The organism is Erythrobacter litoralis (genome assembly GCF_001719165.1).
Classification (GTDB): Bacteria; Pseudomonadota; Alphaproteobacteria; order Sphingomonadales; family Sphingomonadaceae; genus Erythrobacter; species Erythrobacter litoralis.
Map to the genome: position 1 here is coordinate 3,063,842 of NZ_CP017057.1, position 14,485 is coordinate 3,078,326.

At 68.4% G+C, this 14,485-nt stretch carries 14 protein-coding genes; 10 read left to right on the plus strand and 4 right to left on the minus strand.

The window, feature by feature from the left end; all coding sequences use genetic code 11:
- The first annotated feature begins 22 nt into the window (after positions 1-22).
- Positions 23-1,639 (plus strand): coiled-coil domain-containing protein, encoded by a 1,617-nt coding sequence (locus Ga0102493_RS14570; protein ID WP_051697780.1) that lies wholly within the window; start codon positions 23-25, stop codon positions 1,637-1,639.
- Here the strand turns inward: Ga0102493_RS14570 and Ga0102493_RS14575 are convergent.
- Positions 1,636-2,853, minus strand: a complete 1,218-nt coding sequence (locus tag Ga0102493_RS14575) for a serine hydrolase domain-containing protein (RefSeq protein WP_051697782.1) — start codon at positions 2,851-2,853, stop codon at positions 1,636-1,638. The two genes, Ga0102493_RS14570 and Ga0102493_RS14575, sit on opposite strands and share 4 nt — an antisense overlap.
- Position 2,854: 1 nt before the next feature.
- A complete protein-coding gene (locus Ga0102493_RS14580; RefSeq protein ID WP_034902848.1) occupies positions 2,855-4,429 on the minus strand; it encodes a helicase HerA-like domain-containing protein in 1,575 nt (524 codons plus the stop codon).
- A gap of 127 nt (positions 4,430-4,556) precedes the next feature.
- Between Ga0102493_RS14580 and pabB the strand changes: the two genes are divergently transcribed.
- The 5 genes from pabB to Ga0102493_RS14605 all read left to right on the plus strand — a co-directional run bounded on the left by pabB (position 4,557) and on the right by Ga0102493_RS14605 (position 8,551).
- Positions 4,557-6,413 (plus strand): aminodeoxychorismate synthase component I, encoded by a 1,857-nt coding sequence (pabB, locus tag Ga0102493_RS14585; protein ID WP_034902312.1) that lies wholly within the window; start codon positions 4,557-4,559, stop codon positions 6,411-6,413.
- Complete coding sequence (locus Ga0102493_RS14590; protein ID WP_034902314.1) at positions 6,410-7,069, plus strand: RluA family pseudouridine synthase; 660 nt, start codon at positions 6,410-6,412, stop codon at positions 7,067-7,069. Before pabB ends, Ga0102493_RS14590 begins: the two co-directional genes overlap by 4 nt.
- Positions 7,062-7,478, plus strand: a complete 417-nt coding sequence (gene arfB / locus Ga0102493_RS14595; protein WP_034902317.1) for an alternative ribosome rescue aminoacyl-tRNA hydrolase ArfB — start codon at positions 7,062-7,064, stop codon at positions 7,476-7,478. Before Ga0102493_RS14590 ends, arfB begins: the two co-directional genes overlap by 8 nt.
- A gap of 150 nt (positions 7,479-7,628) precedes the next feature.
- On the plus strand, positions 7,629-7,796 hold the full coding sequence (gene rpmG, locus Ga0102493_RS14600) for a 50S ribosomal protein L33 (protein WP_034902319.1): 168 nt from the start codon (positions 7,629-7,631) through the stop codon (positions 7,794-7,796).
- Positions 7,797-7,879: 83 nt separating this feature from the next.
- Entirely contained in the window at positions 7,880-8,551 is a 672-nt protein-coding gene (locus Ga0102493_RS14605; protein WP_034902321.1) for a LolA family protein, read from the plus strand.
- A 468-nt stretch (positions 8,552-9,019) separates the two neighbouring features.
- Here the strand turns inward: Ga0102493_RS14605 and Ga0102493_RS14610 are convergent, their stop codons facing one another.
- Positions 9,020-10,453 (minus strand): alkaline phosphatase, encoded by a 1,434-nt coding sequence (locus Ga0102493_RS14610; RefSeq protein WP_034902323.1) that lies wholly within the window; start codon positions 10,451-10,453, stop codon positions 9,020-9,022.
- A gap of 121 nt (positions 10,454-10,574) precedes the next feature.
- Here Ga0102493_RS14610 and xth point away from each other — a divergent pair, with 121 nt between their 5' ends.
- The 3 genes from xth to Ga0102493_RS14625 are packed head-to-tail and all read left to right on the plus strand — an operon-like array spanning position 10,575 to position 12,969.
- The gene (gene xth / locus Ga0102493_RS14615; protein ID WP_034902325.1) at positions 10,575-11,363 is read left to right on the plus strand and encodes an exodeoxyribonuclease III; all 789 of its coding nucleotides are present in this window, start codon (positions 10,575-10,577) and stop codon (positions 11,361-11,363) included.
- Positions 11,360-12,460: a GTP cyclohydrolase II gene (gene ribA, locus Ga0102493_RS14620; protein ID WP_051697783.1), complete on the plus strand. Its 1,101-nt coding sequence runs from the start codon at positions 11,360-11,362 to the stop codon at positions 12,458-12,460. The genes xth and ribA overlap by 4 nt, the downstream gene beginning before the upstream one ends.
- A complete protein-coding gene (locus Ga0102493_RS14625; RefSeq protein WP_034902328.1) occupies positions 12,457-12,969 on the plus strand; it encodes a GNAT family N-acetyltransferase in 513 nt (170 codons plus the stop codon). Before ribA ends, Ga0102493_RS14625 begins: the two co-directional genes overlap by 4 nt.
- Here the strand turns inward: Ga0102493_RS14625 and Ga0102493_RS14630 are convergent.
- Positions 12,966-13,952: a right-handed parallel beta-helix repeat-containing protein gene (locus Ga0102493_RS14630; RefSeq protein ID WP_034902332.1), complete on the minus strand. Its 987-nt coding sequence runs from the start codon at positions 13,950-13,952 to the stop codon at positions 12,966-12,968. The genes Ga0102493_RS14625 and Ga0102493_RS14630 overlap by 4 nt on opposite strands.
- Positions 13,953-14,115: 163 nt before the next feature.
- Here Ga0102493_RS14630 and Ga0102493_RS14635 point away from each other — a divergent pair, with 163 nt between their 5' ends.
- Entirely contained in the window at positions 14,116-14,442 is a 327-nt protein-coding gene (locus Ga0102493_RS14635; RefSeq protein ID WP_034902334.1) for a hypothetical protein, read from the plus strand.
- The last annotated feature ends 43 nt before the right edge of the window (positions 14,443-14,485 follow it).

The window sequence follows — 14,485 nt, forward strand, 5'->3', positions numbered from 1 at the left end:
GGCGCTTGCTAAGTCTGCGCCTATGAAGGCGGTCCTATCCTGGCTGGCGCGCACCGCCCTGCTCTATGTCCTGCTGGCGCTCGCGATCGGGCTTGCCCTGCTCGTCCCGGCGGACCTTGCCGGCGACCTTGCGCGCGAGACGGCGAGCCTAGAGGAAGTGCGGGCCGAAATCGCCACAGAGCGCGCCGCCGCGCAGGAACGGCTCGAAGGCCGGGCGGAAGAGGTCGCGGCGCTCCCGCTTGCGGCGATGGAGGAGCGCATCGGCGCGCTGGCCCTTCAGCGGGACAGCCTGAGAGGCGAGATCGACGGGCTCGAAGGCGGCTTCCTGTCCGCCTATCGCCCCTCGCGCGTGCTTGCGCGCAAGCGGGCCGAGATCGAGCTCGCCCTTGTCACGAGCGAACTCGAACTGCTTGAAGCCGCGCGCGAACCGCGCCGCGAGCTCGGCCGGGCGCGCGAATTTCTCAAGGCCAATCCCCGCATGCCGACCGAGGCCGCGATCGCGGCCGTGCGCCGTCGCTGCGCGCGCGACAGGGCGGCGCTGGCCGAATTCGAGACGCGCTGGGACATCGAACAGCAAGCGCGCGAATTGCTGCGCTCGGAACGCAGCGAGCTGGAGCAGGCGGCGCGGGAAAGCTGCGAGCGCGCCGAAAGCCTCGCCGCGCGACGTGCCCGCGCGCTGGAGGCGATCGCGCAGGCGCGGCAGGCGCGCTCGGCACTGGCCGCCCTCGCACCGGCGGACCTGCCCGATTTCGCGGGCGACATTCCGCGCACCCTGCTGCGCGACATCCTCCAGAAGGCGCTTTACGCGCTCCTTGCGATCCTGCTGGTCCCGCCCGCCCTGAGGGTGGTGCTCTATCACGGCCTCGCCCCGCTCGCCGAGAAATGGCCGCCGATGCGCTTTCATGCGAATGGGCCCGCCCCCCGATTTCCGCCCGCCGCGCAGAGCCGCGTCTCGATCGCGATCACGCTGGGCGATAACGAGGAGGCGCTGGTGCGGCAGGACTACCTCCAGTCCTCCTCGCTCAAGGGTGCGAAGCGCACGCGCTGGCTGCTCGACTGGAGCCATCCGGTCGCGAGCCTTGCCAGCGGGATGCGCTTCCTGACAGCCGCCAGCGGCGCGGGCGAGGAAGTGCTGGTATCGGCGGTGCGGGACCCGCTCGCCGAACTCGCTTTGCTCGATATCCCGCCGGACGGCGCTGCGGTGGTGAGGCCGAGCGCGCTGGCCGGTCTGGTGCGCAAAGCGGGGGAACCGGTGCGGATCACGACCCATTGGCGGCTGTTCTCGCTCCCGGCATGGCTGACCTTCCAGCTGCGCTATTTCGTCTTCCACGGCCCTGCGCTCCTGGTGCTGAAAGGCGGGCGCGGCGTGCGGATCGAACAGGCAGCGCGCGGGCGGATCGTCGGGCAGGGTCAGCTGATCGGCTTTTCGACCGACTGCGCCTATTCGGTCATCCGGACCGAGACCTTCTGGCCCTATTTCTTCGGGCGCGAGCCGCTGCTCAAGGACCGGGTCGAACAGGATGAAGAAACAGGAGGTGGCGTGCTGCTGGTCGAGGAAGCGCCGCTCGCCGGGCGCTCCGGACTGAGGCGCGGTTTCGAGGGTGCGATCGATGCGTTCCTCAAGCTGTTCGGGGTCTAGCGGGGCCGACGGCCGCGTTCCTCGAGCAGGCGCATCGCGCGCTGGACCAGCGCGATCTCGCGCCGATCGAAGCCGCTCGTTCCCTCGGCCCCCGTGCGCGGCGGGATTGCGGTGAGAAAATAGGCGAGGCCGCGTCCGCTTTCGGGATCGAACCACAGCCCGGCGCGCAGGCCGTAGGCTTCGCCAGGATGACCGAAACGCACCGCGCCGTCACCGAAAAGATCGTCGAGGCAGGTCCGGCCCGGCGTCTCGATCGCCTGTACGCCGAGCCCGTAGCCGCAGAAAAAGGCCTGACCTTCGACCCCGGGCCGGGCCGAACCCAGCATCGCGGCGAGGCTTTGCGCGCTCACCAGCCCCTTGCCGCCACCGACCAGTGCCTGCCCGATCCGCGCGAGGTCGACCATGCCGATCCGCACCCCGCCCTGGGGGCTGAAGACCGAGGCATTGGTGCCGGGCACGTAATCCGAAAGATCGCACGCCGCGCCCTCGGCGACGGGGATCGCGCAATCGGGCGGCAGGTCGCCGGGAAAATCGCGCGCCGGTTCGCCCGTGTCGCGATAGAGCGCCACCGCGCGGGCGATCCGCTCGGGCGAACAGCGGGTCCAGTTGACGCAGGCCTCGATCCCGAGCCGGGCGAAGACCAGCCTCTCTAGCAGCGCGTCGTAACGCTCGCCGCTCGCCGCTTCGAGCACGCTGGCGACAAGAGGCGATCCGAGATTGGCGTATGCGAACGGTGCCTCGCCCGGCGGGGCGTCGGCATGCCAGCTGGCCGGATCGGCAAGCTTTTCGCGCAGGCTTTCGCCGAGGGGAATGATGTAGCCCCCCGCATCGCGCAGGCCCGCGCGGTGCGAGAGGATCTGCGTCAGCGTGACCGGCGCGTCGGGAAAACCCGGCGCGCGCAGTTTCCAGCCAAGATAGTCCGACACGTCCGCATCGAGATCCACCACGCCCTCTTCCGCCAGCCGCAGGGCGGCGAGCGCCATGACCAGTTTCGATATGCTCGCGATCCGCACCGGGTCGTTGGCGGCGACCTCTCGCCCGCTCGCACGCTCGGCGACGCCTTCGGCGATCACCGGTTCGATGCGCTCCCGGTCGAAGGCGACGACGACGCGGGCGGGTTCGCGGGCCGCATCCCCGGCTGATGCTTTGACCGTTCCGGAAAGGGCGAGGCCGAGCGCGGTCAGCAATCCCAGCGAAGCGAGCCGCAAACCCATTTCAGCGCATCAGCCCGCCGACGAGGTTGCGCACGAAGCGTCCGGCGACCGGCCCGGCGAGATCGGTCGCGATTGATCCCGCCGCCGAGGTGATGCCCGAGGCGACCGGATTGGCGCGGCTTTTCCTGCCGAGCACCTTGGCCGCGGCGACCCCGGCAAGCCCGCCTGCCGCCACCTTGGTCCCGCGCGACAGGGCCTTTTCCCAGATCGAGGTCGATTTGCGCGCGCGCTTTCTCACCTCCTCCTCGCCCTGCTGCTCGACCTCCTCGGCGGTGGCGGCGGCGTCCTCGGCCTTGGCGAGCAGCACTTCCTCCGCGCTTTCGCGGTCCACCGCCTCGTCATATTTCCCGGCAAGCGGGCTCACCGACTGGATGATCGCGCGCTCCTTGGCATTGACCGGGCCGAGCCGCGAGCGCGGCGGCTTGATCAGCGTGCGCTGGACCACGCTGGGTGCGCCGTCCTCGTCCAGCGTCGAGACGAGCGCCTCGCCCACCTTGAGTTCGGTGATGACCTGTTCGGTGTCGAGCGCCTCGTTGATGCGGAACGTCTCCGCCGCCGCGCGGATCGCGCGCTGGTCGCGCTTGGTGAAGGCGCGCAGGGCATGCTGGACACGGTTGCCCAATTGCCCCGCGACTTCCTCGGGAATGTCGATCGGGTTCTGCGTCACGAAGAAGACGCCGACGCCCTTCGACCGGATGAGACGCACGACCTGTTCGATCTTGTCCTGCAGCGCGTCCGGAGCGTCGTCGAAGAGAAGGTGCGCCTCGTCGAAGAAGAAGACGAGCTTGGGTTTTTCGGGATCGCCGACCTCGGGCAGGCTCTCGAACAGTTCGGCGAGCAGCCACAGCAGGAAGGTCGCGTAGAGTTTCGGGCTGCGCATCAGCCGATCGGCGGCGAGCACGTTGACGAAGCCGCGGCCCTGTTCGTCCACTTTCAGGAAATCGTCGATCTCGAGGGCAGGTTCGCCGAAGAAATGGTCCGCGCCCTGCGCCTCGAACGAAAGCAATTGCCGCTGGATCGCCCCGACCGACGCCTTCGAGACATTGCCGTATTTGCCCGACAGCTCGCTCGCATTCTCGTTCGCCCATTGCAGCATGGCGGTGAGATCGCCGAAATCGAGCAGCAGCAGACCGTTCTCGTCGGCATGGCGAAAGACGATCTGGAGCACGCCTTCCTGCGTCTCGTTGAGATCAAGCAGCCGCGCGAGCAGCAGCGGACCCATTTCCGAGATGGTTGTGCGGATCGGGTGGCCCTGTTCGCCGTAGAGGTCCCAGAAGATCACCGGATTGTCGGAATAGGCATAGTTCTCCATGCCCAGTTCCTTCGCACGCGCTTCGAGCTTGTCGGCGTGCTTGAAGGTGGGCGATCCCGGCATGGCGATCCCCGACAGGTCGCCCTTCACGTCGGCGACGAAGACCGGAACGCCCTCGCTCGAAAAGCTCTCGGCAAGGCCCTGCAGCGTCACCGTCTTGCCCGTCCCGGTCGCGCCCGCGATCAGGCCGTGCCGGTTCGCCCGGCTCAATGCGAGATGCTGGCTCTCGCCATTGCCGCCCAGCCCCAGGAAAATTCCGCTCATCGTGCGCCCATGCCCCCTTGCCGCCATTCGCTTTGCCATGCTGGTTTGAAAGCCCGGCGCGCGAGGGTCAAGCTTCCCGCCGCAAGCACTCGACTTGGCTCGCATATCGGTTAAGGCATAAAGGGCAATGGCCGATCCTTCGCCTCCACAGCCATATGTCCTGCTCGACGATGCGCGCCCGCTGCAGGGCGCTGGTGCGCGCGCGCCCGCCGATGCGCTGCTCTACGAAGGCCCGCGCGCGGTGTTCCGCGCGCTCCGCGCCGAAGATGTCGCCGGAACGCTCGAAGCCGCCGACCGCGCGCGGCGCGAGGAGGGCGGGACGCTCGCCGGATATATCGCCTACGAAGCCGGCCTCGCGCTCGAGCCGAAGCTGGCCGCGCTTGCGCAGGCCCGCGCCGGGGCGGCGGGGCCGCTGGTCTGGCTCGGCCTGTTCGGTGCTGCGCAGCAGATAGCGGCCAAGGATGTGCCCGGCTGGCTGGAGGCGCGGTGCGGCGCGGATGGCGGGTCGGGGGGCGAGGCGCGGATCGGCCCGCTCGAACCGCAGCTTTCGCCCGGCGGCCATGCCCAGGCCTTTGCCGCCCTGCAGGAAAGGATCGCGGCGGGCGACATCTACCAGGCGAACCTGACCTATCCGCTTGCCGGGTCCTATCGCGGCGATCCGGCGGCGCTGTATGCCGCGCTGCGCCCGGCGGCTGAGGCGGGCTATGGCGGGCTGGTGTTCGACGGTTCGCACTGGCTGCTGAGCTTTTCGCCCGAACTGTTCGTGGCGCTGTCGGGACACGAGGCGAAGGTCAAGCCGATGAAGGGCACGCGCCCGCGCTCCGCCGATCCGGACGAGGACGCGGAGCTCGCCGGCGAACTGGCGCAATCGGTCAAGGACCGGGCCGAAAACCTGATGATCGTCGACCTGATGCGCAACGACCTCTCGCGCGTCGCCGTGCCGGGGAGCGTGCGGGTCGATGCGCCGTTCGCAGTCGAAAGCTATCCGACGGTGCACCAGATGGTCTCGACCGTGCGCGCCGAGCTTGCCGAAGGGCAGAGCGCGATGGACCTCGTGCGGGCGCTGTTCCCGTGCGGGTCGATCACCGGCGCGCCCAAGATCCGGGCGATGGAACTCCTTGGCGAGATAGAGCGCGATGCGCGCGGGCCCTATTGCGGCGCGGTCGGACGGATCGATGCGGACGGTTCGGCGGCGTTCAACGTTGCGATCCGCACGCTGCGCCTGACCCCGGTCGAAAACGGGCAGGGCGACGCGGTGCTGGGCGTGGGCTCGGCCATCGTCGCAGACAGCGAAGGCCTTGCCGAACGGCGCGAATGCGAGGTCAAGGCGGGCTTCGTGCGCCGTGCGTCGCCCGACCTTGCCGCGCCGGCCTGCGACCTCATCGAGACGATGCGCTTCGCACCCGACAGCGGCGTCGAATTGCTCGAAAAACACCTCGCCCGGATGAAAAGGAGCGCGGCGGAGCTAGGCTTTTCCTTTGATCGTCACGCCGCGCGCAACCAGATCCAGGCGCTGTGTTTCGAGCTTGATCAGCCAGCCAAGCTGCGCCTCCTCGCCTCGCGCGCGGGGGCGATCGCGCTCGAGACCTTGGCCCTGCCCGAACCTGTCGCGCAGCCCATGGCGGCGATTGCCCTGGCGCTGCCGGTGGATCCCTCGGACTGGCGGCTCCGCCACAAGACGTCCGATCGCGGCTTCTACGAGGATGCGCTCGAGGCCGCGCGTTCCATGGGGGCTGGCGAATGCCTGTTCGTGCGCGAGGACGGGCTCGTGACCGAGGGCTGTTTCACCAATGTCTTCGTGCGAGGCGCGGACGGGACGCTGGTGACCCCTCCTGCGCGGCTCGGCCTGCTGCTGGGCGTGCTGCGCGAGGCGCTGATCGAGGATGGCGACGCGCGCGAGGGGGAGCTCACGCTCGACGATCTTGCCGATGGCTTCCTTGTCGGCAATGCGGTCCGGGGGCTTTTCGAGGCTCGCCTGACATGACCATCCCCATACTCTTCGAGGACGGCGAAGCGCTGGTGATCGACAAGCCCGCCGGGCTGCCCGTCGACCGCCCCAAGCGCGGCGGCCCGTGCCTCGAGGACCGGCTGGACGAGCTGAAGCTCGGCTTCCAGCGCGCGCCCATCCCGGTCCACCGGCTCGACACCGATACCTCCGGATGCCTGCTGCTCGCACGTAATCCCAAGGCGCTGAAACGCTTCAACCGCGCGTTCGAGGAACGGCTGGTCGAAAAGACCTATCTCGCCGTCCTCGCAGGCCACCCGGCGGAGGAATCGGGAACCATCGAACTCGCGCTGGCCAAGATCAGCTCGGCCGAGAAGGGCTGGCGCATGATCGCGGCGAAGAAGGGCAAGGCCGCCATTTCGCACTGGCAAAAGGTGGAGACGCTGGGCGAGCACAGCCTGATCCGCTTCCGTCCCGAAACCGGGCGCACCCACCAGCTGCGCGTCCATGCGCTCAAGGGCCTTGGCGCAGCCCTGCTGGGCGATCCGATCTATGGCGCGGGCGTCGTGCCGGGGGCGAGCCGCACCATGCTCCACGCCGCCAGCATCGTGGTCCCGCGCGACGGCAAGCCGCCGATCGAGGCACACGCACCGCTGCCGGCCGATTTCATCGCGCTCGGGGCGAGCGATGGATAGGGACCTTCTCGACCGCGCCCATGCGCTCGCCGAGGAAAGCTTTCTCGCAGGGTCGGGGCCGGGCGGTCAGAACGTCAACAAGGTCGCGACCGCGGTCCAGCTCCGGGTGAACATCTATGCCCTGCGGCTTCCCCCGCCGGTCTTCGCGCGTCTGCGCGACCTCGCGGGGTCGAAACTGACGGCTGCCGGAGACCTTCTCATCACCGCGCGCCGCCACCGCTCGCAGGAGGCGAACCGGGCCGAGGCGCGCGAGAAGCTGGGCGAATTGCTCGAGCAAGCGCACCGCCAGCCGCGCCGCCGGGCGAAGACCCGCGTCAACCGCGTCGGCAAGGTCCAGCGCCTCAAGCACAAGAAGGCGCGCGGCGCGGTCAAGGCGAAGCGCGGCAAGGTGGACCGCTCCGACTGGTGAGGCGCGCAGCCCGGGCATGGAGCACTGCTTGACTTTTCCCCGGGAATCGCCCAATGGCGCGCCTCTGCAAGGCGGCGATCCCCACAAGGGCACGCGTCGCCCTTTGTTTTTGGGCCATGAGGCCCCAGCCTTTTTCGACAGGATACCGCCATGGCGAAGCCCGCAACCGTCAAGATCAAGCTCGTCTCGACCGAGGGCACGGGCTTCTATTACGTGACGAAGAAGAACCCGCGCAACATCACCGAGAAGATGACCTTCCGCAAATACGACCCCGTCGTGCGCAAGCATGTCGAGTTCAAGGAAGCGAAGATCAAGTAAGCCTGACGGGCCGCCCACCGGCTCATGCCTGCAGCTTGCGCAGTTCACGCCCGGTTCAATGCCCCGCCGCTAATCCGCGAGGCATGATGGACTTCTCTCCTTTCCGCATCCGCTCCCGCCTGATGGTCGGCGCGCTTGCGCTCGGCCTTGCCGGTGCGCTGCCTTTCGCCGCGCCGCTCGCGCCGCCTGCCCATGCCCAACAGGCGAGCGGGAGCATCGATGCGGCGGTCGGCGCACTGCGCGGCATTTCGACCATGCGCGCGGATTTCACCCAGATCGACCGCGAGGGCCGCCGCGCGGCGGGCACGATGACGTTGAAGCGGCCCGGCAAGATCCGTTTCGACTATGGCAAGGATTCGGACTTCCTCGTCGTCTCGAACGGCAAGTCGCTCTATGTCGTCGATTACGAGGTCCGGCAGGTCGAACGCTACCCGATCAGGCGCTCGCCGCTCGGCGCGCTGCTCGATCCCTCGCGCGATGTCGGCAAGTACGGCAAGCTCGTCCCCACCCTGCGCGACGACGTGATGAGCATCGAGGTACGCGATCCCTCGCGGCCCGAATTCGGGGTCATCACGATGATCTTCGTCAAGAACGCCAGCGCGCCGGGCGGATGGGAATTGAACAGCTGGGTCGCTCTCGACGCGCAGAACCACCGCACCACGGTGCGGCTGTCGAATCATCGCTATGGCCTGTCGGTCGCCGAAAGCACGTTCGATTTCGACGATCCGCGCCGGACATCCCGTCGCCCGCGCTGAACGGCTGGTCGCCGCTCAGTTGTAGAATTGCGACAAACCTAGGTCGCCGTTCATTTACCCGAAAGCCATCCTCGCGTATTCGGGTTCTCGACAAGGCGGTCGAAGGCGGGTTTCCCCCCTGTTGCCCCAACCTTCGCAAAGGTCGCCTTGCACAAGCGTGACGAACGCTCACAACGGACCCCTGACCCATCGCCCCCGGGTCAGGGGTTTTTGTTTGCAGCGGTTTTGTTTTGCGCAGCGCATCCGCGCTGCGATATCCTCGGCCCTGGCGGGCCTGCGGGCGGGCAGTCGCCCTTGCGGCGGCTACGCCGCCAGGACAGCGCTACACGGCCGACACATCGCTAATCCACCAATCGTATCGCGCTGGTCCGGCCCGCAGCGCGGCCGGCAAGGCCGACCGGCCGACCGCAGCGATGCGGCCGCCAGGTAGCGTGAGCGGGGAAATCACGGCGCTAATGCGCTGTGCCTTCAGAAAAGCGCCTCTCGTATGATGTCGTAGATCACGTTCTGCTCGATCACCCCGCGCGCCCGGTTCGCCCCCGGCCCGGTGGCATAGAGCGCGACATCCTCGCCCGCATGGGTCTCGCTGCCGAGCGGCACGGTTGCCTGCTGCTGCGCCTCGATCCCGGTCTCGGGCACCGGGCGTTCGGCCAGCCCCGCGATCGCGCCCGGACCGTTGGCATAGCCCAGCGTCGTATAGGGCGTGCCGTCCCCGGCGATGATAGGCTCTTCGTCGCTGCCGGATTCCCCCGCAGGCGGGACGACAAGACCGAGGATGTCGTTGCCGCGCCGGGGATAGCCCGCAATGGTGAAGACGTGGCTGTGATCGGCCGTCACCAGGATCAGCGTCTCGGCCGGATCGGTATTCTCGACCGCGTACCGGATCGCGCGGGCGAACTCGACCGTCTCCTCCAGCGCATAGCCGGCCTTGCCGGCGTGGTGCGCGTGGTCGATCCGGCCGCTTTCGACCATCAGGTAGAAACCGTCCGGGTCGCGCTCCAGCCGCTCGATCGCCTGAGCGGTCATCCCGGTCAGCGTCGGTTCGCTCGAATCCTCCGCACGGTCGGCGACATAGGTCATGTGGCTGGGCGAAAAGATGCCGAGCACCGGCTTGTCCACCGGCGCAGCGGTCAGCCCGGCGGCGTCGCGCACGACGGTTCCGCCGGTCCTCGCGGCCCATTCAGCCGGCAGGTCGGCGGCGCTGTCAGGGCGGCGCCCGCCCCTGTCTCCGCCGAAGAACACGGCAGTTCCCCCGCCGAGCGCCACGTCCCAGTCGGCCTCGATCAACTGGGTGGCGATGTCCTTGCAACCATGCTGCGCCTCCGCTTCGGGCACGTCTCCTTCCCAGTCGCGGTCGGCGCTGCGGGCATATACGCTCGCGGGCGTCGCATGGGTTATCCGTGCGGTCGACACGATGCCGAGCGCAAGGCCCCTTTCCTTCACTCCCTCGCCCAGCAGCGGGAGCGGATGGGCGAGTGCGTCGCGGCACGACCCGCGCTGCGCCTCCGGCCCGATGCCGAGCACGCCGATGCGCGTCTTCTTCCCCGAATGCATGGCGGTCGCGGTCCCGGCGCTGTCGGGGACCTGTGCATTGGTGTTGTAGGTCTTGACCAGCGCGACATTGGGAAATGCCTCGAAGGACAGCGTGTTCTCCTCGCCGCTTTCCCCGCGCTTCTGGCCTTCGTAGATACGCGCGGCAGTGATGGTCGAAATGCCCATGCCGTCGCCGATGAACAGGATGACGTTCTTCGCCTTGCCGCTTTGCCGCAGCGCGTCCCCGTTCCCCGTCACCAGCGCGTCGCGCCCGGGCTCCTCGGCATAGTTGTAATTGTTGGTGGTCGAACAGGCCGCGAGCGGAAGGGCGGCGGCGGCGAGCGCGATGAGCGGGCGAATGGTCGGCATGGGTCGTCTCCTCATGGCCCTGCGCTATCCTCTCGCATTGTGACGGTAAAGGGACGGCGTGCATCCCGGGGCGATCGCGCTGGCTGGATTTTGCCCGCCGCGGCGCTTAAGTGCCCCAGCCATGCTGTCTGTCGCCACCTGGAACATCAATTCGGTCCGCCTGCGCCTGCCGCTGGTGCAACGTTATCTGGCCGAGCACGCCCCCGACATCCTGTGCCTGCAGGAGATCAAGTGCCAGGAGGACCAGTTCCCGGCACAGGCGCTCGCGGAAATGGGCTATGAACACCAGGCGATCTGCGGGCAGAAGGGCTATCACGGTGTCGCCACCGTCAGCCGCGTGCCGATCCGCGAGATCACCCGCCACGACTGGCAGGACAATGGCGAGGCGCGCCATGTCGGCATCGAGGTGGTCGGGCGCGACCTGTTTCTTGAAAACGTCTATGTCCCGGCCGGCGGCGATGTGCCCGACCGCGAGGTCAACGTGAAATTCGGCCAGAAGCTCGACTTCCTCGAACGCATGGCGCGCTGGGCGGACAGCGTGGACAAGCCCACGCTTATCGTCGGCGATTTCAACGTCGCCCCGCTCGAATCCGATGTCTGGAGCCACAAGCAGCTTTTGAAGGTCGTCAGCCACACGCCGATCGAGGTCGAGGCGCTGGACCGCTTTCGCCACGCCCATGGCTGGGTCGATATCGGGCGCGAGCACGTGCCCCATCCCGAACGCTATTACAGCTGGTGGAGCTATCGCTCGCCCGACTGGAAGAAGAACGACCGCGGGCGGCGGCTCGATCACATGTGGGCGTCTCCCGCGCTCGCCGCGCAGGCACGCTCGCACGGTGTGCTCGAGGAAGCGCGCAACTGGGAGAAGCCATCCGACCACGTCCCGCTCGTCACCGGGTTCGACGTGTGAGTGATCCCCCGTCGAGCCTTGGGCAGCCGTCCCCCGAACGCCGCGCGGCGCAGGCCGTCGACGCGCTGCGCCATGGCTGGCCGCTCGCTTTCGGGGCGGGAACGCCCGATGCGGTCACGCTGCTGCCGATCGAGACCGCCATAGCGAGCGAGGCGACCTCCGGACGCCTGCTGATTTCCGCCGCGCGCGCCGCCACCCTGAAACTCGCCAACCAGCGCGAGGCCGCCGTGCCGCATGCGCCGGTCCTCATCCACGGGGGCGAGCCCTTCACGCTGGCCGACGCGACCCCCATCGCCGACCCGGCGCTCGACCTTGCCAATCCGCTCAAGGGCCCCTTCCGCGCCGAGCCGCTGGCATGGGAGGAGACCGCGCGCACGGCGATGGAGCTTGCCCGGGTCGCGGGAATCCTGCCCGCCTTCATGGTCGATCCGCGCGACGCGGGCGAGCCGCACCCGCTCCTCGCGCAAGACCTCGCCGCCTACAGCGAGGCGGCGCGGCTGCGCATCGTCACCCGCGCGCGCCTGCCGATCGCGGCGAGCGAGACCTGCGAGATCGTCGCCTTCCGATCGCCCGCCGACACGCGCGAGCATATCGCACTGATCATCGGGCGACAATCGGGCGAGAAAGCGCCGCTGGTGCGGCTTCATTCGGAATGCCTGACAGGCGACATTCTCGGCAGCCTCAAATGCGATTGCGGGCCGCAACTGGACGCTGCTCTCCATGCCATGGCGACCGAAGCGCGCGAGGGGAGCGGTTGGGGCATATTGCTCTATCTGAGGCAGGAGGGGCGCGGGATCGGGCTCGTCAACAAGCTGCGCGCCTACCGGCTCCAGGACCAGGGCTTCGACACGGTCGAGGCGAACCAGCGCCTCGGCCTTCCCGACGAGGCGCGCGATTTTCCGACCGCGGCGCGGATGCTCGACCTATTGGGGGCGGGCGCGATCCGGCTGCTCACCAACAACCCGGCCAAGGTCGCAGCGCTCGAGGCGGCGGGAATCACGGTCGCCGAACGGGTCGCGCACCAGCTTCCCGAAAACCCGCACAATGCCCGCTATCTTGCGACCAAGCGCGACCGTTCGGGCCATCTTCTGACATGAGCGGTCCCGACCTCGCCATCGCGATCCGGCCCGAGGCGCCGGGAGAGGAAGAGGCGATACACCGCCTGACCGCGGCGGCTTTCAGGGATGTGCCGCACAGCGACGGCAGCGAACCCGCCATCGTCGAGCGCCTGCGCCGGGACGGCGACCTCGCGCTTTCGCTGGTGGCTGAGGTCGCGACGGGGATCGTCGGCCATATCGCCTTTTCGCGCGTGTCGATCAGCGACGGAGCGAAGGACTGGTACGGCCTTGCCCCTGTTTCGGTCCGGCCCGACCTGCACCATCGCGGCGTGGGCAGCGCTCTCATAAGGCGGGGGATCGCCGACATTGCCGAACGCGGCGCGCGAGGCATCGTGCTGCTGGGCGAACCGGCCTATTACGCACGCTTCGGCTTTGCCCACGAACCGCAGCTTGCCTATCCCGGCCCGCCGAGCGAATATTTCCAATGTCTTCTTATCGAAGGCGACCTGCCGCGGGGCGAAGTCTCCTATGCCCCCGCTTTCGGCTAGCGCCGGTCGTAATCCCTGATTCCCTCCGCGAGGCGGTTGTCGGAGAGCGTAACCTTCTCCCCCGTCCAATCGGCGAAAAAGGTGCTCGACCGCTTGAGCCCCGGCACGAAACGCGCTTCGTTGCCCGTTATCTCCAGCCCGGACGAGGGATGCAGCCGGTCCTCCGCGCCCAATGCGATGAAGGCGGAATAATTCTCCTTGTCGCGCCCCTGCACGAACCAGTTGCCCGCGATCCGCCCGCGCGTTCCTGCGGGCAGGTCGATCATGTAGTTGGTCGCGCTACCGGCGGAATCGTCGAAGGAATTGCTCTCGATCACGTTCACGGCCGCGCGCGACTTGAGGTAATGGCCGCCCGTCCCCTTCTCGAACCGGCTTTCGCGCACGGTCAGTTCGGGCACGTCGCCGACATAGATCGAATGCGCGCACCCGGCCGAATTTTCGCAGGTGCCGAGCCGGGTGAAGGTCGATCGGGTGATGTAGATCCGCGCATTCGGGACGACGCCCGTGAGCAGGCCCTGCTGGCTGTCGGCAAAAGTCGTCAAGGCGACGTTGAGCGCGCCGTTTTCGAGCCGGATTCCCGCCCCGTTGCCGTCGCCCACGTAAATCCCGCGCAGCACGAGGCCGCGCACTTCCGCGCCCGTCCCGCGCAGGACCAGCGCCGCCTTGCCTTCGCAGGCGCGCCCTTCGAGCACCGCCTTGCCGTATTCGCGCGCGGCGTAGGTGACGACGCCCGCATCCTGCACCGCGCACTGATCGTAACGCCCGGGCGCGATCGTGATCGTGCCGCGCGAATTGCCGATCGCGTCGACGGCCTGTTGCAGGCTCGCATAGGACCGTCCGGTCTCCTCCACCGTGAAAGGCCCTGACGGCGCCTGCGCAAGGAGCGCGGCAAGGGGAATCGCCAGCACCGCCAGCGCCGCGACTGCAGCCACGGCAACGGGAGAGGGGCGCACAGGCGGCGCGATCGTGCGGGTGCGTGTCATGCATGCGGCTTTACCCGGGAGAGGTTAATCGCCGTCTAACCATGCGCCCGGTCCCGATTTGCGCTTGGCGTTTGCCGCCCGCCTTGGCTACACCCTTGCGCGCCCGTCCCGGCGCCCATGTTTACGGGCATCCCGGGCACGTCATTTGGAGGAGGATGACCCGATGAAAAAGTTCGCCAGGCTGGCCGCGCTCGCCGGCGTTTCGCTCGCGCTTGCGGCGTGTGGGGGGACCGACAACGCGTCCGAGGACGCGATGGCAGACACGGTCGAGGAACCGGCCGAGGACGCGCTCGCCGACGTGACGGAGGAGCCGGTCGAGGACCCCGGAATCGACGAGCCGGTGGAAGCGGAAACCCCCGCCCCCGTCAGCGAGCAGACCGCCAACCAGGCGGCCGACAACGCCGTCGACGCCGCCGCCGAGATCGAGGCGATGATGGGCGACGCCGAGGCGACCGCCGACGCCGCCCGCGACGAACTCGACAACGAGTAGACCCGCCATCGCCCGCGCGCTGCTCCTGCTTGCCGCCCTTGCC

Excerpts from the sequence above, each read along its gene's own strand:
- rpmG (WP_034902319.1), top strand. The coding sequence starts at position 7,629 with ATGGCGAAGCCCGCAACCGTCAAGATCAAGCTCGTCTCGACCGAGGGC.
- arfB (WP_034902317.1), top strand. The coding sequence starts at position 7,062 with ATGGATAGGGACCTTCTCGACCGCGCCCATGCGCTCGCCGAGGAAAGC.
- Ga0102493_RS14625 (WP_034902328.1), top strand. The coding sequence starts at position 12,457 with ATGAGCGGTCCCGACCTCGCCATCGCGATCCGGCCCGAGGCGCCGGGA.
- Ga0102493_RS14605 (WP_034902321.1), top strand. The coding sequence starts at position 7,880 with ATGATGGACTTCTCTCCTTTCCGCATCCGCTCCCGCCTGATGGTCGGC.
- Ga0102493_RS14570 (WP_051697780.1), top strand. The coding sequence starts at position 23 with ATGAAGGCGGTCCTATCCTGGCTGGCGCGCACCGCCCTGCTCTATGTC.
- xth (WP_034902325.1), top strand. The coding sequence starts at position 10,575 with ATGCTGTCTGTCGCCACCTGGAACATCAATTCGGTCCGCCTGCGCCTG.
- pabB (WP_034902312.1), top strand. The coding sequence starts at position 4,557 with ATGGCCGATCCTTCGCCTCCACAGCCATATGTCCTGCTCGACGATGCG.
- Ga0102493_RS14580 (WP_034902848.1), bottom strand. The coding sequence starts at position 4,429 with ATGAGCGGAATTTTCCTGGGGCTGGGCGGCAATGGCGAGAGCCAGCAT.
- Ga0102493_RS14575 (WP_051697782.1), bottom strand. The coding sequence starts at position 2,853 with ATGGGTTTGCGGCTCGCTTCGCTGGGATTGCTGACCGCGCTCGGCCTC.
- Ga0102493_RS14635 (WP_034902334.1), top strand. The coding sequence starts at position 14,116 with ATGAAAAAGTTCGCCAGGCTGGCCGCGCTCGCCGGCGTTTCGCTCGCG.
- Ga0102493_RS14590 (WP_034902314.1), top strand. The coding sequence starts at position 6,410 with ATGACCATCCCCATACTCTTCGAGGACGGCGAAGCGCTGGTGATCGAC.
- Ga0102493_RS14630 (WP_034902332.1), bottom strand. The coding sequence starts at position 13,952 with ATGACACGCACCCGCACGATCGCGCCGCCTGTGCGCCCCTCTCCCGTT.
- Ga0102493_RS14610 (WP_034902323.1), bottom strand. The coding sequence starts at position 10,453 with ATGCCGACCATTCGCCCGCTCATCGCGCTCGCCGCCGCCGCCCTTCCG.